Consider the following 24160-nt stretch of genomic DNA (forward strand, 5'->3'; position numbering starts at 1 on the left):
CTCCCGGATCAGAAGCCCCGGATGTCTTCATCTTCAGAACCAGTCTTATCAATTGCACGGATTTTCAGGTAGTAGCTGTAATGATCGTTTACCTTTACTTCCACCCGGTCACCCACTTTATGTCCTTTCAGCGCTTTGCCGATTGGAGATTCAATACTCACACGGTTTTCCAGGGAATTTCCGCGTATGGATGTTACCAGTTTGTACTTTTCTACTTCTCCATCCTCTTCAAATTCCACTTCCACAATATCGTCCATACCCACCTCTCCTGCTTTGGATGTATCGGCCACGATATCTGCTGTTTTCAGCATTCTCTCCAGATAACGGATACGGCTTTCGTTCTGGTTTTTATGTTTTTTAGCAGCATAGTATTCAAAGTTTTCACTGAGATCCCCCTGTGCGCGGGCTTCTTTTACGGCCTCGATTGCTTCCTTGCGGACGACCAGTTTGCGATATTCGATTTCCTGTTCTATTTTTTCCACATCTTTTTGTGTCAGTTTTTCTCCCATATAGTGATTGCTCCTTCTGTCTTTTCTTCGTTATTTTTCAGTTTGTGGGAAAGCAATTTCCAAACACATTCTAGTCTATATTTTATTCGAAGAAATGTCAATTATTATACATTTGGTTCTACATAGACAACTACAGCTATACATGGAATCCCAAATGTTCTAACAGGAAAATGCGGAGCACTTTCCTGTAATATGAAAAAGAAGCGGGATTACTCTCGCTTCTTTTTCATTCAAATTCTTTCACTCTTCTGCTTCATAGATCTGTACAAAACGGCCGCCTTCTGTGCGGACGATCTGCTCTATTTCCTCGTTTTTCTCCGGAAAATCCTGTTCTCCTGGTGCCTGAAATTTCACACAGGTTCCGCAGGAAGAACTGAGACTTCTGGGAACCGGCATGATCACTGCCGGCAAACCACAGGAAACACATGCTTTTTTGAAACAGACCGCGCCAAAATGCGAATAAAATGTAGCAATATATTCGTTCATTTCTTCAGTTTCAGGAGATAATCTTCTCCCTGTTCTGTCGCATTTACCTGGTAACCCTGGTGGGCTGCAAAGCGTGTGACATTTTCTTTAGCCGTCACATTATCCACCAGTACTTCATATTCTTTCTCACCGGATGCGAGTGCATTTTTTGTCATAATTACCGGTTCCGGACATGAAAGACCTCTTGCATCAATTGTTTTCATAAACATTCTCCTTATGTAACAACTTGTCAAATAACTTCAACAGCAGCGTCTTTTATTCTTTTCTTATGATCTTCTCATGCTATTTTACGTTTTCTCATGCTTCCTTTTTCCCGGAATTCAATGCCGCGATCACACATACCACAACAAAACCGATCACAACTGCAATTTTTCCATTCGCAGTCGGTCCATCTGCGGAAGAAGCAAGACCAAAGTTATGCGCAATAGCTGCACCTGTCATCAGGCCAAATACAGCTACAGCGGAATCCGTATTTCCCTCTCCTGCAAGTACCAGCTGACGAAGAGGACATCCGCCAAGAAGCACGCATCCAAAACCTGCCAGCATCATTCCAAGAGCATTCCATAATCCGTCTGTATGTGCAACTGCCTGTCCGGTAAATCCCAGATGGAAATAGGTATTTCCGGTCACTGCACTCAGAATCAGATTTCCGACAAATGCGCTGATCAGAATTGCTGCAAAACCGATCAGAAGCTTGTATTCTCTGAATAATACGGCATCACGGATACCGCCAACCATACAGAGACGTGTTTTCTGAGCCAATGCTCCTACGATCAGGCCTGCTGCCAGTGAGATCACAATTGCCGCATGTTTCGCACCGGGACCTCCGTCCGGTTCTGTAAAGTGGATAAATGCAGGTGCTGCAAGCAGAAGTACCAACAGCACAATTTCCACAACCGGGAAAAGAGCGCCTTCTGTTTTCTGCATTTTGTAGGAACGTTTCAGCGTATAACCTCTTTTCAGGAAAAATACGCCGGCAAGAATTCCGGCAACGAATCCCACAAGTCCGAAAACTGCATTCAGATCACCGCCGGCAAGGCGAAGAATCATACGGAACGGACAGCCCAAAAACATGAGACAGCCGATCATCACAAACATTCCAAGCACAAAACGTGTGACAGGAGCACTTCCTCCTCTTGGTTTAAATTCTTTGTTTACCAGTGCAAGAATGCAGGATCCCAGTACCAGACCGATAATCTCCGGACGGATGTACTGAACTGCTGCTGCAGAATGCAGTCCAAGTGCACCGGAAGTATCACGCAGGAAACATGCGATGCAGAAGCCCATATTTGCCGGATTTCCAAAAAATACAAGAGCTGCTGCAATCAGTCCGATGACCACACCGGCACCTGCAATGACTGTTTTTTCGTTTTTCATTCGTAACCCTTCCTTTCTCTTAGAAAATACCCGGAAACATTGTCCCGGGACTTTATAGTAATCATATCATTCTGGACCGGATTCTTCCAATAATTTATAGATTATTTTCGATAATATTTATAGATTTTATCAATAAATATTGGTATAATAACTTTTATAACTCGCTTTTGAAACCGATCTAATATTTGGAAACCAGTCATGTATTTATCGTGGGTTATACAAGTATCCTTCGATTATAAATATCACTTAAGAACGGAGCAGCATCATGAAAAAAATTTATCTTGATCAGGCAAGTACTTCTTTTCCCAAGGCACCCTCTGCAGCGGATATGGTTTACCAGTATCTAAGCGGATTTGCTGTAAATGTAAACCGGGGAGGGTATGAAACCGCCTATTCCGTGGAGGAACAGATTTACGATACCAGAGAGCAGCTTTGCCGGCTGTTCCATTTTAAGGACTGCAGAAATGTCATTTTTACCGGTAATATTACCGCCAGTCTGAATATTCTTCTCAAAGGGCTGCTTAAAAACGGAGACCATGTACTGGTATCTGCCATGGAGCACAATGCTGTCATGCGTCCTCTGACACAGCTTCTCTCCCACGGAGTCACGTTTGACCGTATTCCCTGCGGGACTGATGGAAGCATGGATCCGGAATCTGTCGAAAGTCTGATTCGTCCCAACACCAAAGTTCTTGTCTGTCTTCATGCTTCCAATGTGTGCGGCACCATCCTTCCTGTCCGTGAAATCGGACACCTCTGCCGTAAACATGGTATCTTTTTTATTCTTGACACGGCTCAGACTGCAGGAATCCTTCCTGTTGATATGGAGAAAATGAACATTGACGCTCTGGCTTTCACCGGACATAAAGGACTTCGCGGTCCTCAGGGAATCGGCGGTTTTCTGATCCGTCCGGAGCTGGCACAGCTGGTCGAACCTCTGCTCAGCGGAGGAACCGGAAGTATCTCACATACCGAAGAAATTCCCGCTTTTCTGCCTGACCGTTTCGAGCCGGGCACACCGAACATCCCGGGAATCCTTGGACTTCATGCCGCACTAAACGATCTGGAGAACAGTTCCAAGAATGATTTTTTCGAGATTTCCATGGAGAACAATTCTGGAAAAAATCTCTTCCAGCGTTCTATAAAAAACAGTTCCACAGATGATCTTTTCCAGAGTTCTATGGAACAAATTTTCCGGAAAGAAATGCATCTGACACAGTATTTCCTGGACGGAATCACACGCATGGATCCTGAGGAAAAAGAGATAAGAATCATCGGAAAAAAAGATACAAACGGGCGCTGTGCCGTGGTATCTCTGCAGACTCTGAATCTTGATATGGCGCAGGCTGCTTTTGAGCTGGACAGCAATTATGGAATCATGACCAGAGTCGGACTTCACTGCGCACCAAACGCACACAAGACACTGGGGACTTATCCTGCCGGAACCATCCGTTTTTCCTTCGGACAGGACAATACGGAAGAAGAATTGGACACCGCCCTTCATGCCCTGGCAGAAATTACGGGATGTCCGTATAAGGGAGAAAACCATCATGGAATTTAAACAATTGGAAGCATTTGTTGCAGTCGTGGAATACAACAGTTTTTCTGAAGCGGCACGCCATCTTTATCTGACACAGCCCACGATCAGCGCCCATATCCGTTCTCTGGAGACAGAACTCAATTCCCGCCTGATCATCCGCACTACTAAGAAAATTACAGTTACCACAAGAGGATATCAGCTTTATGACTGTGCGATTCAGATGCTGAACATGCGCAATCATCTGGTAGAAGAATTTACCGGAACCCGCAAAAAAATCATTGATATCGGTGTCTCCACAATCCCATCCTCCTACCTGCTTCCAGAGCTTTTGTGTGCCTTCGGGAAGGAGGCAGAGGACGTGTTTTTTCACTCCTGGCAGTCGGACAGCATGGGAGCGATTCAAAAAGTTCTGGACGGAAGTGTGGACCTGAGTCTGGTCGGCCAGGAAATTGACGAAGAATCCTGCTGTTTCATTCCCTTCTGCCAGGATTCTCTTGTCATTGCTACGCCAGTCAATGATCATTTTCTTGCCCGGAAAAACAACGAAATCTCTCTCGACAACCAAACCTTCCTCGAGGAATTTCTGAAGGAGCCTTTTATTCTCCGGGAAAACGGTTCCGGTACCCGCAAGGAAATTGATGTATTTCTGGAAGATCACGGCATTTCTTCTTCTCAGCTGAACGTGGTTGCCCGTATGAACGATCTGGAGTCTATCAAAAAGTCCATTGTCAACGGTCTGGGGATTTCCATCCTTTCTGCCCGTTCCGTTACAGATCTGCAAAAAACAAGGCAGATTCTCGTTTTTCCATTAGGAGAATCTGCCCGAAAGCGTACCTTTTCTATTGTTTACAGCAAAAACAGAATTCTGAAACCGCATGTAAAGCAGTTTATCAAATTCGTACAGGAATTTTACAAAATCCACTGATTTCCTTATATAGTTTCAATCTTGATCGTGTTGGTATTTCCTGTTTTTCCATTAATCTGACCGCCAGTGAGAACGAGACTGTCACCTTTTTTCAGTCCAAAAATCTTCTTTGCGCAGTAAACACCGTGATAGAACATCACATCCTGGGAATTGAACTCTTCGCTGAGGACCGGTGTCACAGCCCAGCTCAGATTCAGTTTGCGCCATACTTTTTCGGAGGTCGTCATGCCCATAATGTCTACCGGACAGCGGAAACGGCTGACCATACGGGCGGTCATACCGCTTAAGGAACTTACCACGATGCATTTGGCATTTACGTCAATTGCCATGGCACAGGTTCCATGGGAAATGGCATCCAGATTGCTGTGAATTTTATACTCATTGGTTCTGAACCACTCGGTGTAATCAATTCGCTGCTCGGTAAATTCTGCAATTTCAGCCATGTTCTTCACTGCTGCTACCGGGTAATCACCTGCAGCAGATTCTCCGGAAAGCATGACTGCGGAGGTTCCATCATAAACCGCGTTGGCAACGTCAGAAATCTCTGCACGGGTAGGACGCGGATTATGGATCATAGACTCCAGCATCTCTGTTGCAGTAATGACGCGCTTGCCCATCATACGGCATTTGCGGATCAGATATTTCTGTACGGAAGGCACTTCCACAAACGGAATCTCCACGCCAAGGTCACCGCGGGCTACCATAATACCATCTGCCAGAGAACAGATATCATCAATATTTTCCACGCCGGAACGGTTCTCGATCTTGGCGATAATATCAATATCTTTGCCTCCGTTTTCATCAAGGAAATCACGGATATCTTTCATATCCTGCTTCGTGGATACAAAAGAAGCGGCAACAAAATCCACATCATTTTCGATACCGAACAGCAGGTCTTCTTTATCCTGTTCACTGAGGAAATCGTTGGTCATCAGACGATTGGGGAAGTTCATACTCTTTCTGTCAGACAGCACACCGCCTGCGATTACCTTGCATACGGCATTGGTTCCTTCCAGGCTCTGTACCTCAAAAATCACCAGTCCATTATTGACCAGGATGGTATCGCCAACCTTCAGATCTTCGATCAGATGTTTATAAGTAACGGAAACCCTTGTCTGATCACCTACGATATCATCTGTCGTAAACGTAAAAGTGTCTCCGTCTGCAAGTTCAATTTTTTTATTTTCAAAAGTTTTAATCCTGTATTCCGGGCCTTTGGTATCCAGCATGATCGCAATCGGAAGATTGAGTTTTTTGCGGACTTTTTTGATCAGGTCGATCTTAATCTGATGCTCCTCATGCGTACCGTGGGAAAAATTCAGTCTGGCAATATTCATACCGGCTTTGCACATTTGTGTCAATGTCTCTTCATTATCACTGGCAGGTCCAATGGTACAGATAATTTTTGTCTTGCGCATATGTTCCCTCCTTGTATTGTTCTGTTTTTATTCTAACACATTTCTGCTTAAATTACAGCAGTATTTTGTCAAGTAAATGTTAAAAACGCTGTAAGTTTTATCCATATTTTTTTCGATGACTACGTCTTCTTATACAGATATCACAAATCAAAAAAATCGTTAAATGATATCACACTATTCCATCAAAAAGGAGCCTCCTGTTCAAAAGAGACTCCAAAAAAATCATTTACATTTTACGAAAACGTTCATATTTGTGCTGTGCCAGAGCTTCGCCGCTCATAGACTGATATTCACTTAAGAATGCCTGAATTCCCAGTTCCAGTTTTTCCGCAGTTTCGACCAGATTCTCCTTTGTCAGAAACTCCTCTTCCCGGATTACCTGTTCTACGATTCCAAGCGACTTCAGATCTGCGGCTGTAAGCTTCATAACTTTTGCCGCTTCTTTGGCTTTTTTGCTGTCTTTCCAAAGAATAGACGCAAATCCTTCCGGAGAAAGAATCGAATAAATCGAATGCTCCATCATCCAGACTTCATCTGCCACAGCCAGCGCAAGGGCACCTCCGCTTCCGCCCTCACCGATGACTACAGAAAGAATCGGAACCTTCAGAGCCGAAAGTTCATAAAGATTTCTGGCAATTGCTTCTCCCTGTCCTCTCTCTTCTGCCTCAAGTCCGCAGAACGCTCCCGGAGTATCCACAAAACAAATCACAGGACGGCCAAATTTTTCAGCCTGCTTCATCAGACGGAGAGATTTACGGTATCCTTCCGGAGAAACCATACCGAAATTATGAGCAATGTTTTCCTTAGTTCCGTGTCCTTTTTCCTGTACGATCACCGTCACAGGCTGCCCCTGAAAGAACGCAATTCCGCCAATCACTGCCCTGTCATCCCCGTAATAACGGTCTCCATGCATCTCCACAAAATCTGTAAAAAGATACTGAATATAATCGCTTCCTGTAGGCCGTTCCTTATCCCTGGCAAGCTGTACATGCTCCCAGGCAGACATTTCCTGCAGCGGTTTTTCCGGCTGAAATGCCTGATCCAGAAGTTCTCTGCATTTCTCGTGCGGCAGTGTATTTACCGTCTTCTTTTGATGCATTTTCAGGACCTTACCAAGGACTTCTCTCTGCTGTTCCCGCTCCACAATTCCGTCAATAAAGCCATGCTCCAGAAGAAATTCTGATCTCTGGAAGCCTTTCGGCAATTTCTGCCCAATCGTCTGCTCAATGACTCTTGGACCTGCAAATCCGATCAGCGCATTCGGCTCTGCCAGAATAATGTCACCAAGCATGGCAAAGCTTGCCGTCACCCCGCCTGTAGTCGGATCTGTAAGAACACTGATGTACAAAAGTCCTGCATCACTGTGACGCTTCAGTGCTGCCGATGTCTTTGCCATCTGCATCAGGGAAACAATCCCTTCCTGCATTCTGGCTCCACCTGAACAGGCATAAAGAATCACCGGAAGTCTTTCCTCTGTGGCTCGTTCCACAGCCCGGGTGATTTTTTCTCCCACAGCCTCTCCCATGCTGGCCATCAGAAAACGTCCGTCACAGATTCCAAGAACAACCGGGATCCCGTTGATCGCAGCTTTTCCCGTAAGGACTGCCTCATTGAGTTTCGTTTTTTCCTGGAGTACTTTCACTTTTTCTTCATATCCGCGAAACTGAAGCGGATTGTCAGACACCACATCACTGTCCCATTCCTGAAAGCTGTTCTGATCTGCGATCATTTCCACTCTGCGGCGGGCATGCACACGGAAATAATTGCAGCAGTGAGGACAAATATAATAATTATTTCTGACCTCTTCCACAAAAACTGCTGCTTTGCAGGCATTACATTTTTTCAGAAGACCATCCGGTACTTCCGGGCGATCGGAATCTCCGGATTTCACCGGCTTTGTCACTGTTTTTTTAAACATATGCTGAAATTTCATTTCCATATACCCCATTCTTCTCATGAACTGTGCAGCCGGATTCTGCATCTGCAGCAGACCGCATTACCGTCATCATCCTACTCTGCAGAAGAGAACCCGCTGAGAAATTCGATGTCAAAATCCCCTGACTGATAGACAGGATCACTGATGATTTCAAACTGAAAATCCACATTGGTATCGATTCCTTCAATGATCACTTCTCCCAGAGCACTCTGCATTTTTGCAATGGCATCTTCTCTGGTATCTCCATGAACAATCAGTTTTGCCACCATGGAATCATAATATGGCGGAATGGTATATCCGGCATAAATATCAGTATCTACACGAATTCCCTGTCCTCCCGGGAAATGCAGTTCACGGATGGTTCCAGGACACGGACGGAAATTTTTCGCCGGATTTTCTGCATTGATACGGCATTCAATCGCATGTCCCCGAATCACTACATCTTCCTGGGTAAGGCTGAGAGGCATCCCTGACGCAATCTTAATCTGCTCTTTGACAAGATCAATGCCGGTTACCCATTCTGTTACCGGATGTTCCACCTGAATCCGGGTATTCATCTCCATAAAGTAGAATTTTTCGTTTTTTTCAAGAAGGAATTCAATGGTTCCCGCATTCACATAGTGAGCGGCTTTTGCAGCCTTTACTGCTGCTTCTCCCATCTTCCTGCGAAGCTCTTCCGATACGGCTATTGACGGAGATTCTTCCACCATTTTCTGATGGTTTCTCTGAATTGAACAGTCTCTTTCTCCCAGATGAATCACATTTCCCTGAGAGTCTGCCAGTATCTGAAATTCAATATGTCTTGGATGTTCCACATAGTGTTCAATATACATGGTGCCATCTCCGAAAGCCATCTGGGCTTCCTTCTGAGCCGTCTGAAATGCAAGAGCAAACTCCTCCGGCTGATAAGCGGTACGCATGCCTTTTCCCCCGCCTCCAAGAGCCGCTTTGACAATGACCGGATAGCCGATCCGCTGTGCTTCCTGCAGTCCTGTTTCCACATCCATCACCGGTTTATCCGTACCTGGAATGACCGGAACTCCTGCTGCCACCATGGTATTTCTTGCAACCTGTTTATTTCCGAGATTCTGGATCACACGGGAATCCGGACCCACAAAAGTCACCCCGCACTGCTCACAGAATTCGGCAAATCTGGCATTTTCCGAAAGAAATCCGAACCCGGGATGAATGGCATCCGCCCCGGAAACCAGAGTCGCACTCATGATACGTTCCATATTCAGATAGCTCTCTGAAGAGGGAGCAGGTCCGATGCAGATTGCTTCATCCGCAAGCTGCGCATGAAGGCTGTCTTTGTCTGCTTCTGAATAGACAGCCACCGTTTCTATTCCCATTTCCCTGCACGCACGGATAATCCGCACGGCAATTTCTCCCCGATTGGCAATCAATAACTTTCGAATCATATCCACACCTTTATCCGATCATAAATGTCAGTTCTGCTTTTACAGCAACTTTTCCGTCAACCGTGGCAATGGCTTCCCCGATGCCCACCGGACCTTTCTGTTTCATGATTTTCGTCTCCAGACGAAGCTTATCCCCTGGCACTACCTTATGTTTAAAACGGCACTTATCAATACCGCCGAAATAAGCGATTTTTCCTTTGTTCTCCTCTTTGGACAGGATAGCAACCGCACCCGTCTGCGCAAGAGCTTCCACGATCAGAACCCCCGGCATCACCGGTTCCTGCGGAAAATGTCCGCGGAAAAAGTCTTCACGAAAGGTCACACATTTATATCCAACGGCGAATTCACCCGGTACATAATCTTCAATATAATCCACCAGCAAAAACGGATGGCGATGAGGAAGAATCTCCTCAATCTGTTTCACATTCAAACTGTTCATTCTGCCGTCCTCCTGTCTCATTATTTAATCCGGAACAGCGGCTGTCCATACTCCACAGCCTGTGCATTCTCCACATAAATTTCTGCCACTTCGCCGTCAAAATCGCTCTCGATTTCATTCATCAGCTTCATAGCTTCCACAATGGCAAGAATCTGTCCTTTTTTTACATGATCTCCCACTTTTACAAAAGGTTCCGCATCCTCAGCCGGAGCTGCATAGAAGGTTCCCACCAATGGAGATTTCACAAGATTCCCCTCTGCTTCCTCTGGTGTTACCGCGGATGCCTGCTGTATTTCTGACGGTGCCGCAATACCGGCTGCCGGTATTACAGAAGCTGCGCTGAGTGCAGACATATCCACACCGCCGGCAATCATTTTTGTTTCCTTTCCACATTTCATGGAAAGTTTTACACTGTCACTTTCGTAATGAAAAGATGTCAGCTTTGAATCCGACACATGGTCGATCAGTTCCAGTATCTGTTCAAATTCCATGTTCTGCTGCCTCCTTTAACCTTCGATGCACATTCTTTTTTTCGCCTGATACCAGACGATCAGTCTTCAAATTTTTTCACCAGAATGGTTCCGTTATGTCCGCCGAATCCCAGAGAATTGCTCATGGCATAACGTACTTCCTGATGTGCCGGTGCACCGATGGTATAATCCAGATCCAGTTCCTCATCACACTGCTCTGTACCTACTGTCTGATGGATAAAACCATCCTGAATACTTTTTACGCACACGATAAATTCCACACCACCGGCAGCGCCAAGCAAATGTCCCACCATGGATTTTGTAGAATTGATCTTCACGTCTTTTGCAGCATCTCCAAACGCTGCTTTGATAGCTCTTGTCTCAAAAAGGTCATTGTGATGCGTAGCGGTACCATGAGCATTGATATAGTCCACATCTGCCGGTGTAATGCCGGCTTCTTTCATAGCATCTGTCATGGCTCTTGCAGCCCCGCTTCCATCTTCGATCGGGGAAGTGATATGGAATGCATCTGCTGTTGCGCCATATCCCACCACTTCCGCAAGAATTCTGGCACCTCTGGCTTTTGCATGTTCCAGTTCCTCCAGAACAACGATTCCGGCGCCCTCACCGATGACAAAACCGTTTCTGTCCTTATCAAAAGGAATAGATGCTCTCGCTGGATCGTCACTGGTACTGAGAGCTGTCAGACTCGTAAATCCCGCTACTGCAACCGGGCAGATGGAGCCTTCTGTTCCACCGGCAAACATCACATCTGCGTCTCCGTACTGAATGGCACGGAACGCATCACCAATACAATGAGTTCCTGTGGCACATGCAGTTACCACGTTGGTACATTTTCCTCTGGCACCTGTCACGATGGAAATATTGCCTGCTGCCATATTGGAGATCATCTTCGGTACGATCAGGGGATCCACCTTGGACGGACCTTTTTCTTCAATACGTTTTACTGCGGATTCCGCAACCTGGAGGCTTCCGATTCCGGAGCCTACGATCACACCCACACGGAACGGATCTTCCTTTTCCATAGCAAGTCCGGAGTTTTTCATCGCTTCCAGAGCGGCAGCAACTGCATACTGGGAAAACAGTTCCATTCTTCTGGATGCCTTGAAATCCATACGCTCTTTTGCCACAAAATCCTTTACTTCGGCTGCCAGTTTTACTTTATAATCTGTGGTATCAAATTTTGTGATCGGACCGATTCCGACCTTTCCGGCTTTCACACCTTCCCAGAAAGATTCCACATCATTTCCGATAGGTGTTACCGCACCGAGTCCTGTTACTACCACTCTACGCTTCATATTTACCTCCCAAATCTGTTCATTTTTCTGCAAAATTTCCTCTGCTGAACAGTCTGATTTCCATTTACATTGCCATTCCGCCATCTACACAAAGCACCTGTCCGGTAATGTAACGGGCACCGTCAGACGCCAGAAAAGCTGCTGCCTTAGCAATATCTTCCGGAGTACCGAATGTTCCCATAGGGATCATTCCCTCCGCGGATTCTTTGACTTTATCAGAAAGAACACTAGTCATATCTGTCTGGATAAATCCCGGTGCAATGGCATTTACCGTAATTCCTCTGGATGCCAGTTCCTTGGCTGCTGATTTCGTCAGACCGATAATGCCTGCTTTTGATGCTGCATAGTTGGCCTGTCCCGCATTTCCGCTGACACCTACCACAGAAGCAAGACTGATAATGCGTCCGCTTCTCTGTTTCAGCATCTGCCGGGAAACATGACGCATGCAGTTAAAGGTACCTTTCAGATTCACATCCACAACTCTGGAAAAATCTTCTTCACTCATACCCATAAGCAGTCCGTCTTTGGTGATTCCGGCATTATTTACCAGAATATCTACTCTTCCATATTCTTTGATCACTGCCTTGAAAAACTCGCCGCAGGCGGTAAAATCAGCCACATTGCACTGATAAACATCGGCTTCTCCGCCTTCTGCCTCGATCTGTTTTCTGGTCTCTTCTGCTTTTTCTGCAGAACCGTTATAATTGATAATGATAAATGCGCCTTCTCTTGCAAGCTCCAGAGCAATGGCTCTTCCGATCCCTTTGGCTGCGCCTGTCACAACTGCTACTTTTTTCTCTGTCATGAATTTGCCTCTGCTTTCCTGCACGCTTCCACTACTGCATACATATCCTCTGCATTCTGAATGTTATATACTTTTACGCTTCTGTCAATCTTACGAAGAAAACCTGCAAGAGTCTTTCCCGGGCCGATCTCCACGAAGGTATCCACACCCTGCGCGATCATATTTTCCATACTCTGCTGCCATCTGACAGAAGAGGAAATCTGCCTTTCCAGGAGAGCTTTTGTTTCTCTGATATCTTCCACATACTGTGCAGTTACATTGGTCACATAAGGGATTTTCAATGGTGAAAGCTCTACGTTTTCCAGAACTTTTCCAAGTTCCTTTCCGGCTTCTGTAAGCATCTGTGAATGGAACGGACCGCTGACATTCAGAGGAAGCACACGCTTTGCACCGGCATTTTTTAACTGCTCGGAAGCCTGCTCAACGGCTTCTTTCACACCGGAGATTACAATCTGACCGGGACAGTTATAATTGGCAATTGTTACCCCTTCAATGGTATCTGTGATCTTTTCGATTTCTTCTGCTTTCATTCCCAGAACAGCAGCCATACTGCCCTTTCCGGCAGGTACCGCCTGTTCCATCAGAATCCCTCGTTTGCGGACTGTGGTAATGGCATCTTTCAGAGTCATGCCTCCTGCGGTTTCCAGCGCACAATATTCGCCAAGACTGAGACCTGCTGTCACATCCGGATGAAGCCCCTGTTCCTCCACAACCTTTGTCATGGCAAGACAGGTGGTCACCATTGCAGCCTGTGTATATTCTGTCAGATCCAGTCTGTCATTTTCCTCAAAACAAAGCTCCTTCATATCCAGGTCCAGCCACTGGGATGCCTGGTCAAATACCTCTTTTGCTGTCTCGAATTTCTCGTAAAAATCTTTTCCCATTCCCGCCTTCTGGGCTCCCTGTCCGGGATATATAAATGCAATCTTACTCATAAAGGGATGTTCCTTTCAGCAAATGTTCCGTCTCTTTTACAAGCTTCTGAATCAGTTCTTCACAGGTCATTTTTTCTTTTACAAGACCTGCGCTCTGTCCTGCCATAACGCTTCCGGTTTTTACATCACCGTCAATGACTGCTTTTCTTAAACCGCCGAGAGTCAGCTGTTCCAGTTCTTCAAAAGATGCTCCTTCTGCTTCTTTTTTCAGATATTCTCCTGTCATCTGGTTGCGGAGCGCACGTACCGGATGACCAGTGGAACGGCCAGTTACTCTTGTATCAATATCTCTTGCCTTAATAACAAGATCTTTGTAATTTTCATGTACCCAGCATTCTTTTGTTACAATGAAATGGGTTCCCATCTGAACTGCCTCGGCACCCAGCATAAATGCTGCTGCAATCCCGCGTCCATCTGCAATTCCTCCGGCTGCGATCACCGGAATCTGCACTGCATCCACCACCTGCGGAACCAGTACCAGAGTCGTTGTCTCACCAATGTGTCCGCCGGACTCTGTTCCCTCTGCCACCACAGCATCTGCACCGCAGCGCTCCATTCTTTTTGCAAGAGCCACTGATGCGACTACAGGGATGACTTTGATACCCGCTTCTTTCCACATTTTCATGTATTTTTCCGGGCTTCCGGCACCTGTGGTAACTACCTTGACACCTTCCTCTGCAACAACCTCTGCAATCTCATCTGCATAAGGACTCATCAGCATAATGTTGACGCCAAATGGCTTATCTGTAAGTTTTTTTGTTTCTCTGATCTGTTCACGGACCCAGTCTGCAGGTGCGTTGGCAGCTCCGATAATACCAAGACCGCCGGCTTCTGATACAGCAGCAGCCAGATGATATTCTGCGACCCATGCCATACCGCCCTGAATGATCGGATATTCAATTCCAAGTAACCGGGTGATTCTCGTTTCCATAAAATGCCTCCTGTTTTGAAAACTTTTATGTATCTGATTTACGGATTTTTATTTCATTTTCTATTGGATTTTTTCCCGTAACTGCGAAGGTACGGAACCCTTACTGAATTTTCTGGATATATGCTTCTACATTGCCGATAGTCTTGATTTCTTCCAGATCTTCTGTCGGAATTTCCACGCTGAATTCTTCTTCCAGTGCCATTACCAGTTCAAAAAGATCCAGAGAATCTGCTCCCAGATCTTCTTTAAAAGAAGTTTCTGCTGTCAGGCTGCTTACCTCAGTTCCTAATGCTTCTGCTGTGATTTCTTTGATTTTTTCTAACATGATTTTGTTCTCCTTTTTCTTCTTTTCTTATTTTTATTATCAAACAATTGGGGATTACTTACTCTATTTCTTCCACTCAATCAGACTTGCGCCATAGGAAAGCCCTGCACCAAATCCGGAAAGAATTATTTTTTCTCCGCTTTTCAATGCACCGGATCTGTTCAGATTGTCCAGAAGAATCGGTATGCTGGCGGAAGAGGTATTTCCATATTCCTCCATATTGATCGGAAACTTCTCCATACTCTGCTTCAGACGTTTTGCCACAGAACGCACAATCCGTTCATTGGCCTGATGAAGCAGGAAATAATCAATCTGCTGTACATCCAACTGTGTTTTTTCCAGCAGCTCATCAATGGCTTCCGGAACCTTGGATACAGCAAATTTAAATACTTCTTTCCCATCCATCTGCATGTATGTCTCAGGGGCTGCTGCACATTTTTCATAAGCAATTCTGTTTCTGCTGGTGCAGGTCAGAACGCCTCCTTTTTCTCCATCGGAATGTGTTACCTGTGCAAAAATCCCTTCATCCTCTGCTCTCAGAACAGCAGCTCCGGCCCCGTCTCCAAACAGGATACAGGTGGAACGGTCCTGCCAGTTTGTCAGGTTGGAAAGGGTCTCTGCTCCGACGATCAGCGCCGTTTTGTACACTCCCTGTCCCAGATATGCCTGTGCTGTATTCAGGGCAAACAGAAAGCCTGTACAGGCAGCATTCAAGTCAAAACAAGTTGCATTTACTGCACCGATATGTTTCTGGATTTCACAGGAGGTGCTTGGCATGATCTGATCCGGCGAAATCGTTGCCGCAATGATCAGTTCCACTTCCTCCGGCTTCATACCGGCATTTTCGAGAGCATTTATGGCCGCCTGTGACGCAAGATATGCCGTAGTTTCTTCCCCACCGGCAATATGGCGTCTGTCCACTCCTGTCCTCTCTCTGATCCATTCATCGCTGGTCTCCACCATTCCGGCGAGCTTCTGATTATCCCATACCTCCACCGGCACGCAGGAACCAGTTCCGCAAATTTTTCCTATCATAGTCCTTTTCCTATTTGTTTTGGTTTTAAAGTATTTTGATTATCAAAATAAATGATTCTTTAGTATTTGTCAAGAGGAAATTACAAATTTGTTAAAAAAACACTTCAAATGACGATAACGGATAAACCCAACAGCTGAAATCAGAGATATATAAAAATGAGCTGCGAAATCAACATAGATGATTCCGCAGCTCATCTTCTCTGACATAAGAACTGTGTTCTTTACTAAAATTTGTTTGCAAATTGCTTTCCGACAGATGTGCGTCACAATTTGCAAACACGTTCTAATCTCAGTACCGGTCAGTCTTCAAAATCCAGATAAGCCCCTTTCATCGGACTTACCGCATGTTCACTGAACAGACGCAGCACACCTTTCTTATATTTACGCTCTCTCGGCTTCCAGTTTTTCCTGCGTTCAGCCAGAACTGCATCCACTTCCTCCGGAGTTTTCTTCGCTCCCTGGATTCCGATGATATTCAGTCTGCGTTCCATTACATCGATCTCGATCAGGTCGCCTTCTTCTACCAGAGCAATCGGACCGCCATCAGAAGCCTCCGGGCTGCAGTGACCGATTACAGGACCTGTGGATGCCCCGGAAAAACGTCCATCTGTGATCAGTGCGATACTTCTTCCCAGTTCTTTATCACTGCTGATTGCTTCCGAAGTATAGAACATTTCCGGCATACCGCTGCCTTTTGGTCCCTCATAACGGATAAATACCGCATCGCCTTTCTGTACCTTGTGCTTCAGAACCGCATCCAGACATTCTTCTTCACTGTCAAATGGTCTTGCATGCAAAACTGCCCGGAACATTTCCTTCGGGCAGGCGGTGTGTTTGATCACCGCGCCTTCCGGTGCCAGATTTCCTCTCAGGATTGCAATACTTCCGTCTGTGCCGATTGCCTGGTCATACGGACGGATAATATCTTCTCTGGTCACAGACACTCCATAACGGGCATTAAAATCCTGCAGCCATTTGTTGCATCTTTCATAAAAACCATTGTTCTTCAGTTCTTCCAGATTTTCTCCAAGCGTTTTTCCTGTTACTGTTTTTACATTCAAATGAAGATGCTCTTTGATTTCTTCCATGATTGCAGGTACACCACCGGCATAATAGAACACTTCTGCCGGCCATCTTCCTGCCGGACGGACATCCAGAAGATAGCGTGCATTTCTGTGCAGTCTGTCAAAGGTATCACCTGTAATCTCAATGCCGAACTCATGCGCAATCGCAGGCAAATGCAGTAGACAGTTGGTACTTCCGGAAACAGCAGCATGAACCAGAATGGCATTTTCAAAGCTTTCCAGAGTCACGATCTCACTGGGCTTCATTCCCGGTTCTTTTGCCATTTCTACCGCACGTTTTCCTGCCTGTCTGGCAAAGGCCAGAAGATCCGGACTGGTTGCAGGCATGAGTGCACTTCCCGGCAAAGCCAGTCCAAGCGCTTCTGCCATAATCTGCATGGTAGAAGCAGTTCCGATAAAAGAACATGCACCGCAGCTTGGACATGCATTGCATTTTGCCCAGTTCAGCTTCTCTTCGTCTATCTCGCCTCTCTGATATTTGGCGCTGTACATTCCAAGCTGTTCCAGAGTCAGCATCTCCGGACCGGCATTCATCGTACCGCCAGGAACAACGATCGAGGGAATATCCACTCTTGCAAGGCCCATAAGATTTCCCGGAAGTCCTTTGTCGCAGCTTGCCAGATAAACACCTGCGTCAAAAGGTGTGGCATTTGCATGAATCTCAATCATATTTGCAATCATCTCACGGCTTGCAAGACTATAATTGATTCCGTCTGTTCCCTGACTTTCTCCGTCACAGATATCGGTACAGTGATATCTTGCCCCATGGCCGCCAGCTTCCTCTGCACCTTTTCGTACTTCCTCCACCAGGATATCCAGATGACCGCTTCCCGGATGGCTGTCTCCAAAAGTGCTTTCAATAAAAATCTGCGGTTTTGCCAGGTCTTCCGGTTTCCAGCCGGTTCCAATACGAAGCGGGTCCAGTTCCGGTGCCAGTTCCCGCATTTTCTGACTTACTAATTCCATAACATTTCGTCCTTTCCATTTTTTATGTCTGTGCACATATTAGTTTTTTATTACTTGCAAAACACAGTTTCTGTCTATCTTTTTATGCGAAAAAAGAAATGATCAAAGCCACCACAAATCCGGTTCCGCCTACAAGCGTCTCCATAATCGTCCATGTTTTCAGTGTTGTTTTCTCATCCATTCCTACGAGCGATTTTACCAGCCAGAAACCGGAGTCATTGAAATGAGAACAAACCGTTGCGCCGCCGGCAATTGCTGCTGTCGTACATGCAAGATACAGCGGAGAAAGACTCGCGATTTCCGGCATTGCTGCAATAATTCCGGCTGCCATAGTCATCGCTACTGTGGAAGATCCCACACAGATTCTTACAAGGGCAGCTACAATAAACGCAACTACCACAATGGGAAGGTTTGCAGAAGAAACAGCATTTCCAATGACATCACCCAGACCGGAATACTGCAGCATATACCGAAGAACACCGCCACAGGCAGTTACCAGAAGAATCAGACCGGTAGGCTCCAGCGATTTTGTCATAATTTTTTCCAGTTCATCCATTTTATATCCGTGTTTGATACCAAGAATCAGCATTGCTGCAATCGTTGCAATCAAAAGTGCCACAAACGGCTCTCCAAGGAATCCAAGAATCGGGCGAACCGGTTCCAGCGCATCCACCACACCGGCAATAGAATCCAGAATGATCAGTACCAGCGGAATCAGGATAATCCCCACAATCGTCCAGAAATTCGGAAGCTTTGATTCATCAAAATCCTGCTGATTGGCCACATGCTGAGGTACTGGTATCATATATTTTTTTCCGCAGATAGAGCCCCATACAGGTCCTGCCACGATCATGGCAACCACACCGCAGGCAATTCCTACCATGATTACCCATCCAAGTTCCACATTCAGCATCGTACTTACAAGAACCGGACCAGGAGTCGGCGGAATGAACGCATGTCCTACAGCCAGTCCGGCAAGCAGCGGAATGGCATAAAACAGAGAAGAACGGTTTGTTTTCTTTGCCAGAGAAAAAGCCAGTGGAATCAGAATGATCAATCCTGCATCAAAGAATACCGGCATTGCAATTACGAGACCGGTGATTCCCAGAGCCCATGCAGCTTTTTTATCACCAAACCATCTCACCATGGTAACTGCCAGGGTCTGGGCGCCTCCTGACGCCTCCAGAATAGCACCGAACATAGAACCAAGACCTACCAGCAGAGCAATTCCCTTCAGTGTATTTCCGATACCGTCATTTACCGCGCTGATAATATCTTCAAACGACATTCCGGCACCCAGTCCAATTACAAGAGCTCCGATCAGAATGGCGACCATCGCCTGGACTTTACATTTAATAATCAATACAAGCAAAATCACAAGACCTATCAATGCAGCAATGACCAATCTGGTCGGATTCAAAACAACAGCTGTATCTGCAGCCATAAATAATATACCTCCTTCAACTTATCCCCTCAATTTCATCTTCCACACTCCAGCATCCTCTTATGACATCTGATGAAACCGAATTAATTTTTGTTATTTTCCTTTTTAACATATGACGTCTTATGTTATCTTGGTTTAATTATATTTTTTCTTCCTTATAAAGTCAATACATCTGATGTCTTTTATTCCTTTTCTACTTTTTCACCAAAAAAAGAAGCGGATTATGTATAAATAACCCGCTGTTTTTGTTTATTATTGCCAAAGGCATCTTATCTGTCCGATTTCTGTTGCTTCTCTGCATGCTCCTCCAACCGTTTCATAAGAATCTGGCGGTTATACGTCAGATGCATGATCATTGCACATTTTGCTCCCAGAGAATCTCCCTTCGTGACCGCTTCTGTAATCGCCCGGTGGGTATCTATCGTTTCCTGAAATAATGTTCGATGTGTCAGATTCGCAAATGTCATCACTGCTGTATTGATGACCGGAATCAGTGTTTCCACTACCCGGTTTTTGCTGCATTTTGCAATAAATGTATGAAATTCGATATCTTTGGGAATATGATTCTTTCCGGACCGGTAAAGATTCTCCACCTCATCGCAGAGCGCTTTCAGCTGCTCACGCTCCCTGGAATCGGCATATTCCGCTGCCATAGAGGCTATTTCCGGCTCCAGCATCAGACGTACCTCAAACAATTCCAGTGCCAGCTTATATTTATCCTGAAATCTGGACAAACCCAGGGGATCATCCTCCAGTGTGCTGGTACTGATCACATAAGTCCCGGAACCTCTGCGCACCTCCAGAATTCCTTTGGAAACCAGAGCCTTCACAGCTTCCCTTATGGTACTTCTTCCTACTCCGAATTTCTCCGCCAGTTCAAATTCATTCGGAATCTTCTGACCAATTTCCAACGGCTCCTCCAGGATAAAATTCATCAGCTCATCTTCTACCTGAGAGCCTAATAACTTTTTATTAACTTTTTCAAACTGATACATCATTCTCTCCGTTTTTCCACGCTGAATCTGCCTTCTGTACAGAATCTGCCTTTTACATATTTTTCTTTTGTATTTTTATTCTTCGTAAGATACACTAAGTATAGCGTTTTATAAATATCTGAACAAGTATAAATTTCATTATTTTTTAATTATCGGCAGACCTCGGGCTTTACTCTTTTCTCCGGGAGTAGTATACTGACCTTACTATAAATGCTCCGAATCTTGAACTGGCTGTCAACGAATGTATACAACATGGTATTCTTGCAGATTATCTGTTAAGAAAGAGCAGTGAGGTGATAAATATGTTAATGGCTGAATATGATTACGAAACAGATATTGCTGTACAACGACAGGAAGCAGCAGAAAAGCAACAAAAATAGCTGACAATAAACGCTTTGTTGAGGACATCGAAAAAATATCAAAAAATTTTCGCATTTCCATACAGGAAGCCTGTGAAAAATTAGATAGTTCCTATGAGAAATATCTTGAGAGTAAAAACAGTTAAATATGTGATAAACACATTCAACGCAAAAGAGGACGCCTTCCCCATGGGAATCGTCCTCTTTTGCGTCATGTAAAATGTAGGTGTCTGTAACTGATGTGCATTCAGCTACGAATGGGTTATCAGAAATTCCGGAGATACAGCCGGAGGAACCGTATCACCGGAAAAGAATCAGGCATTTTCCAATTGTTTATTCTGTTCTCAGAAGTAAACATCCCTTTGATTAATCTTTTCTTTTTAAATGTCTCTGATTATCTCTGAACACGTCCGGAAGCATCGCCGCCGGCAAGTTTTGCAACTTCGTCCATAGATACCATGTTGTAGTCACCTTCGATAGAATGTTTCAGGCAGGATGCTGCAACTGCGAATTCGATGGTAGACTGAGCATCATAGCCGCTTAATGTAGCTGCGATCAGACCGCCGCCAAAGCTGTCACCGCCGCCTACACGGTCAACAATGTGCATTTTGTATTTCTTGCTGAAATAGAAGTCATTGCCGTCATAAAGCATTGCAGACCAGTTGTTGTCATTTGCAGAGAGAGACTCACGAAGAGTAATGGCAACTTTTTCGAATCCGAAACGGTCAGCAAGCTGTTTTGCAACATCCTTATATCCTTCATGGTTTACAGTACCGGCAGTAACATCGGTATTTGCAGCTTTGATGCCGAATACATCAGCAGCATCTTCCTCATTGGCAATGCAGACATCTACATATTTGCAGAGTTCACCCATCACCTGTCCTGCTTTTTCCTTGCTCCAGAGTTTATTTCTGTAATTCAGGTCACAGGAAACTTTTACGCCAAGTTCTTTGGCTGCTTTGCAGGCTTCCAGACAGATTGCTGCCACATTGTCATTGAGAGCCGGAGTAATTCCGGTAAAATGGAACCATTCAGCGCCGTCCAGAATTTCTTTCCAGTTGAAATCTTCTGAAGATGCAGTATAGATGGAGGAACCTGCACGGTCATAGATTACTTTGGAAGGTCTCTGGGATGCACCTTTTTCGAGGAAATAAATACCTACACGGTCACCGCCGCGGGCGATTCTGGATGTATCTACTCCATATCTTCTCAGCGAGTTTACAGCTGCCTGACCGATTTCGTGGGTCGGAAGCTTGGTTACAAAAGATGCATCAAAGCCATAGTTGGCAAGTGAAACCGCAACGTTAGCTTCGCCGCCGCCGAAGGTTGCTCCTAATTTATCCACCTGCACGAAACGATAATATCCTTCCGGTGCAAGTCTTAACATCAGTTCTCCGAAGGTAACTACTTTTTTACTCATGATTATTTTCCTCTGCTTTCTTTAACAATTTCTACTGCTTCCTGCGCTAATTCTCTGATTTTATCAAATTCTCCTGCCTCTACAAGGCTTCCTTTTACCATCCAGCTTCCGCCGCATGCGAGGATTCTGTCATATGCCAGGTATTCTCTTACATTCTTCGGGTTAATTCCACCGGTAGGCATGAATTTCATTCCCACATACGGAGCCGCCATAGCTTTGATCATATTCAGACCGCCTGCCGGTTCTGCCGGGAAAAATTTCACAACATCCAGACCAAGTTCAATGGCCTGCTCTACTTCACTTGGAGTACATACACCAGGTGTTACCGGTACGCCTTTTTCTATACAATATTTTACAACTTTCGGATTCAGACCCGGGCTTACGATAAATTTCGCACCTGCATCTACTGCACGGTCAACCTGTTCCGTAGTAAGAACAGTACCTGCGCCTACGAACATCTCCGGAAATTCTCTGCTCATGATACGGATGGATTCTTCTGCTGCTTCTGTACGGAAAGTAACTTCCGCACATGGAAGGCCGCCTTCACAAAGAGCCTTTGCCAGTGGAGCTGCATCCTTGGCATCGTTTAAAACTACTACCGGGATAATTCCGGTTTCCTGGATTTTCTTTAATACTTCATTCATGTTTTTGTCCCCTGCTTTCCTTCTTATTCTGCTGCCATTCTCAACTGTCGGTCCCCAATGATTTTTTAGCGGTTTTGGTTTGTGTTACATTTCAGCTAATAGTCAATCTTCTCTGAAGCCTTTTTATTGTTTCATATTATGAAACTATATTTCATATTATGAACTTCTTATGTTTCTGATTATACTCACTTTCCCACTATTGTCAAGACGTTCCAATACTTTTTTATTCATTTTTTTGTTCTTTTAAAAATACATTCCTTAAACTATTTTAACCTCTTTTCCTCTTTTTCATGCTGATGTATTTTCCCATTTGCCCTTCTCTGATAATCGTGCTACAATAGCCACTGAAACAATCTACTATTTTCGTATCTGTTCAGCACACAGAAGCTTATTTTCTGAACAGTTGCTTATTTTCACAAACAGGAGTGTCACTTCATGGAAGAAAAAAACCCGATACAGGTATCAGAACGTATCTTCAGCGCAATCGAATGCCTTGCTCAGAATGGTCCCATGGGTCTTCTGGAACTGAGCAAAGAATTGAATCTGAATAAAACTACCGTCCACAGGATTCTCAATTCTCTGATCTGCATGGACTATGCAAGACAGGATCCGGAATCTCTGAAATACAGTCTTACCTTTAAATTCTGCGGCATTTCCAACCAGATTCTTGCCCAGAACAATATGATCGACCTTGCACGTCCATACCTCAAAGAACTTGCCGAACAGACCGGTGAAACAGTTCATCTGGTGGAAATTGACGGTGGTCAGGCAGTCTATATTGATAAAGTGGAAGCCTCCCGCGGTTCTGTCCGCCTTGTTTCCATGGTGGGTAAATCCATCCCTCTGTATTGTTCCGGAGTTGGCAAAGCCATGCTGGCTGATATGAGTGATGACAGAATTAAAGCCATCTGGGAATCCAGCAATATCCGCAGGCTGACTGATTATACGATTACTGATTATTCACAGTTTATGAAACTGATCCAGCAAATCCGAAACAATGGTTATGCGCTTGATAATGAGGAAAATGAACTCGGCGTCCGCTGCATTGCGGTTTCCATTAAAAACTACAAAGGGAAACCCACATATGCGCTCAGTGTTTCTGCACCCAAAGACCGGATGAGCGATGAGCGGATTGAGGAAATCCGCAGTCTCATCCTGGCTGCCAAAGAAAATATCCAAAAAGAAATGGGAGTCTCAGGATAATATGAGGCTTCTTTTTTATATCGTTATGCTCCAATAAGTTTTTCATTCAATAAACGAAAGCTTGCTTTAGTTCAGCAACTGTATGTGAGAATTCTTCGAGTTTTACTATGCGTATGGTTTTCTCCGGAACTTTGGTTCAGTGCGAAACACTGTGAAGTGTGATGTGAAAAACC

General features: G+C 45.1%; 23 protein-coding genes. 3 read left to right on the top strand and 20 right to left on the bottom strand.

Features of this window, described 5'->3' with window-relative positions; translation table 11 throughout:
- Window positions 1-8 precede the first annotated feature (8 nt).
- The 4 genes from ACTNEW_RS12965 to yedE all read right to left on the bottom strand — a co-directional run bounded on the left by ACTNEW_RS12965 (window position 9) and on the right by yedE (window position 2372).
- A complete protein-coding gene (locus ACTNEW_RS12965; protein ID WP_441061756.1) occupies window positions 9-509 on the bottom strand; it encodes a GreA/GreB family elongation factor in 501 nt (166 codons plus the stop codon).
- Window positions 510-749: 240 nt separating this feature from the next.
- Window positions 750-995, bottom strand: a complete 246-nt coding sequence (locus tag ACTNEW_RS12970; RefSeq protein WP_441061759.1) for a DUF3343 domain-containing protein — start codon at window positions 993-995, stop codon at window positions 750-752.
- Window positions 992-1198, bottom strand: a complete 207-nt coding sequence (locus ACTNEW_RS12975; RefSeq protein WP_441061761.1) for a sulfurtransferase TusA family protein — start codon at window positions 1196-1198, stop codon at window positions 992-994. Before ACTNEW_RS12975 ends, ACTNEW_RS12970 begins: the two co-directional genes overlap by 4 nt.
- Before the next feature lie 94 nt (window positions 1199-1292).
- Window positions 1293-2372 carry a YedE family putative selenium transporter gene (gene yedE / locus ACTNEW_RS12980; protein ID WP_441061764.1) on the bottom strand — a complete coding sequence of 360 codons (1080 nt, stop codon included), beginning with the start codon at window positions 2370-2372 and terminating at the stop codon, window positions 1293-1295.
- Window positions 2373-2637: 265 nt separating this feature from the next.
- Between yedE and ACTNEW_RS12985 the strand changes: the two genes are divergently transcribed.
- Window positions 2638-3933, top strand: coding sequence for an aminotransferase class V-fold PLP-dependent enzyme (locus ACTNEW_RS12985; protein ID WP_441061767.1), 1296 nt, complete (start codon window positions 2638-2640; stop codon window positions 3931-3933).
- The gene (locus ACTNEW_RS12990) at window positions 3923-4837 is read left to right on the top strand and encodes a selenium metabolism-associated LysR family transcriptional regulator (protein WP_441061770.1); all 915 of its coding nucleotides are present in this window, start codon (window positions 3923-3925) and stop codon (window positions 4835-4837) included. The genes ACTNEW_RS12985 and ACTNEW_RS12990 overlap by 11 nt, the downstream gene beginning before the upstream one ends.
- A gap of 5 nt (window positions 4838-4842) precedes the next feature.
- Here the strand turns inward: ACTNEW_RS12990 and pyk are convergent, their stop codons facing one another.
- The 16 genes from pyk to ACTNEW_RS13070 all read right to left on the bottom strand — a co-directional run bounded on the left by pyk (window position 4843) and on the right by ACTNEW_RS13070 (window position 22784).
- Window positions 4843-6255: a pyruvate kinase gene (pyk, locus tag ACTNEW_RS12995; RefSeq protein ID WP_441061773.1), complete on the bottom strand. Its 1413-nt coding sequence runs from the start codon at window positions 6253-6255 to the stop codon at window positions 4843-4845.
- Window positions 6256-6481: 226 nt separating this feature from the next.
- Entirely contained in the window at window positions 6482-8188 is a 1707-nt protein-coding gene (locus ACTNEW_RS13000; RefSeq protein ID WP_441061813.1) for an acetyl-CoA carboxylase carboxyltransferase subunit alpha, read from the bottom strand.
- 77 nt (window positions 8189-8265) lie between these two features.
- Window positions 8266-9612: an acetyl-CoA carboxylase biotin carboxylase subunit gene (locus ACTNEW_RS13005; RefSeq protein ID WP_441061776.1), complete on the bottom strand. Its 1347-nt coding sequence runs from the start codon at window positions 9610-9612 to the stop codon at window positions 8266-8268.
- Window positions 9613-9622: 10 nt separating this feature from the next.
- On the bottom strand, window positions 9623-10051 hold the full coding sequence (gene fabZ / locus ACTNEW_RS13010; protein WP_441061779.1) for a 3-hydroxyacyl-ACP dehydratase FabZ: 429 nt from the start codon (window positions 10049-10051) through the stop codon (window positions 9623-9625).
- Window positions 10052-10071: 20 nt separating this feature from the next.
- Entirely contained in the window at window positions 10072-10542 is a 471-nt protein-coding gene (accB, locus tag ACTNEW_RS13015; RefSeq protein WP_441061782.1) for an acetyl-CoA carboxylase biotin carboxyl carrier protein, read from the bottom strand.
- Window positions 10543-10601: 59 nt separating this feature from the next.
- Entirely contained in the window at window positions 10602-11840 is a 1239-nt protein-coding gene (fabF, locus tag ACTNEW_RS13020) for a beta-ketoacyl-ACP synthase II (RefSeq protein ID WP_441061785.1), read from the bottom strand.
- A 64-nt stretch (window positions 11841-11904) separates the two neighbouring features.
- Window positions 11905-12645: a 3-oxoacyl-[acyl-carrier-protein] reductase gene (gene fabG, locus ACTNEW_RS13025; protein WP_441061787.1), complete on the bottom strand. Its 741-nt coding sequence runs from the start codon at window positions 12643-12645 to the stop codon at window positions 11905-11907.
- The gene (fabD, locus tag ACTNEW_RS13030; protein ID WP_441061788.1) at window positions 12642-13580 is read right to left on the bottom strand and encodes an ACP S-malonyltransferase; all 939 of its coding nucleotides are present in this window, start codon (window positions 13578-13580) and stop codon (window positions 12642-12644) included. The genes fabG and fabD overlap by 4 nt, the downstream gene beginning before the upstream one ends.
- Entirely contained in the window at window positions 13573-14544 is a 972-nt protein-coding gene (fabK, locus tag ACTNEW_RS13035; protein WP_441061816.1) for an enoyl-[acyl-carrier-protein] reductase FabK, read from the bottom strand. The genes fabD and fabK overlap by 8 nt, the downstream gene beginning before the upstream one ends.
- A gap of 67 nt (window positions 14545-14611) precedes the next feature.
- On the bottom strand, window positions 14612-14836 hold the full coding sequence (gene acpP / locus ACTNEW_RS13040; protein WP_441061790.1) for an acyl carrier protein: 225 nt from the start codon (window positions 14834-14836) through the stop codon (window positions 14612-14614).
- A gap of 63 nt (window positions 14837-14899) precedes the next feature.
- A complete protein-coding gene (locus ACTNEW_RS13045; RefSeq protein WP_441061791.1) occupies window positions 14900-15871 on the bottom strand; it encodes a beta-ketoacyl-ACP synthase III in 972 nt (323 codons plus the stop codon).
- Window positions 15872-16170: 299 nt separating this feature from the next.
- The gene (ilvD, locus tag ACTNEW_RS13050) at window positions 16171-17922 is read right to left on the bottom strand and encodes a dihydroxy-acid dehydratase (RefSeq protein ID WP_441061793.1); all 1752 of its coding nucleotides are present in this window, start codon (window positions 17920-17922) and stop codon (window positions 16171-16173) included.
- Window positions 17923-18004: 82 nt separating this feature from the next.
- Window positions 18005-19366: a GntP family permease gene (locus ACTNEW_RS13055; protein WP_441061795.1), complete on the bottom strand. Its 1362-nt coding sequence runs from the start codon at window positions 19364-19366 to the stop codon at window positions 18005-18007.
- A gap of 269 nt (window positions 19367-19635) precedes the next feature.
- Window positions 19636-20361, bottom strand: coding sequence for a FadR/GntR family transcriptional regulator (locus ACTNEW_RS13060; protein WP_441061798.1), 726 nt, complete (start codon window positions 20359-20361; stop codon window positions 19636-19638).
- Between the two features lie 753 nt (window positions 20362-21114).
- Window positions 21115-22140: a PfkB family carbohydrate kinase gene (locus ACTNEW_RS13065; RefSeq protein ID WP_441061801.1), complete on the bottom strand. Its 1026-nt coding sequence runs from the start codon at window positions 22138-22140 to the stop codon at window positions 21115-21117.
- Window positions 22141-22142: 2 nt separating this feature from the next.
- Window positions 22143-22784, bottom strand: coding sequence for a bifunctional 4-hydroxy-2-oxoglutarate aldolase/2-dehydro-3-deoxy-phosphogluconate aldolase (locus ACTNEW_RS13070; protein WP_441061804.1), 642 nt, complete (start codon window positions 22782-22784; stop codon window positions 22143-22145).
- A 435-nt stretch (window positions 22785-23219) separates the two neighbouring features.
- Here ACTNEW_RS13070 and ACTNEW_RS13075 point away from each other — a divergent pair, with 435 nt between their 5' ends.
- The gene (locus ACTNEW_RS13075) at window positions 23220-23987 is read left to right on the top strand and encodes an IclR family transcriptional regulator (RefSeq protein ID WP_441061807.1); all 768 of its coding nucleotides are present in this window, start codon (window positions 23220-23222) and stop codon (window positions 23985-23987) included.
- Window positions 23988-24160 lie beyond the last annotated feature (173 nt).

The sequence above is a fragment of the Blautia sp. HCP3S3_G3 genome, from assembly GCF_052063365.1.
Lineage (GTDB): Bacteria > Bacillota > Clostridia > Lachnospirales > Lachnospiraceae > Blautia_A.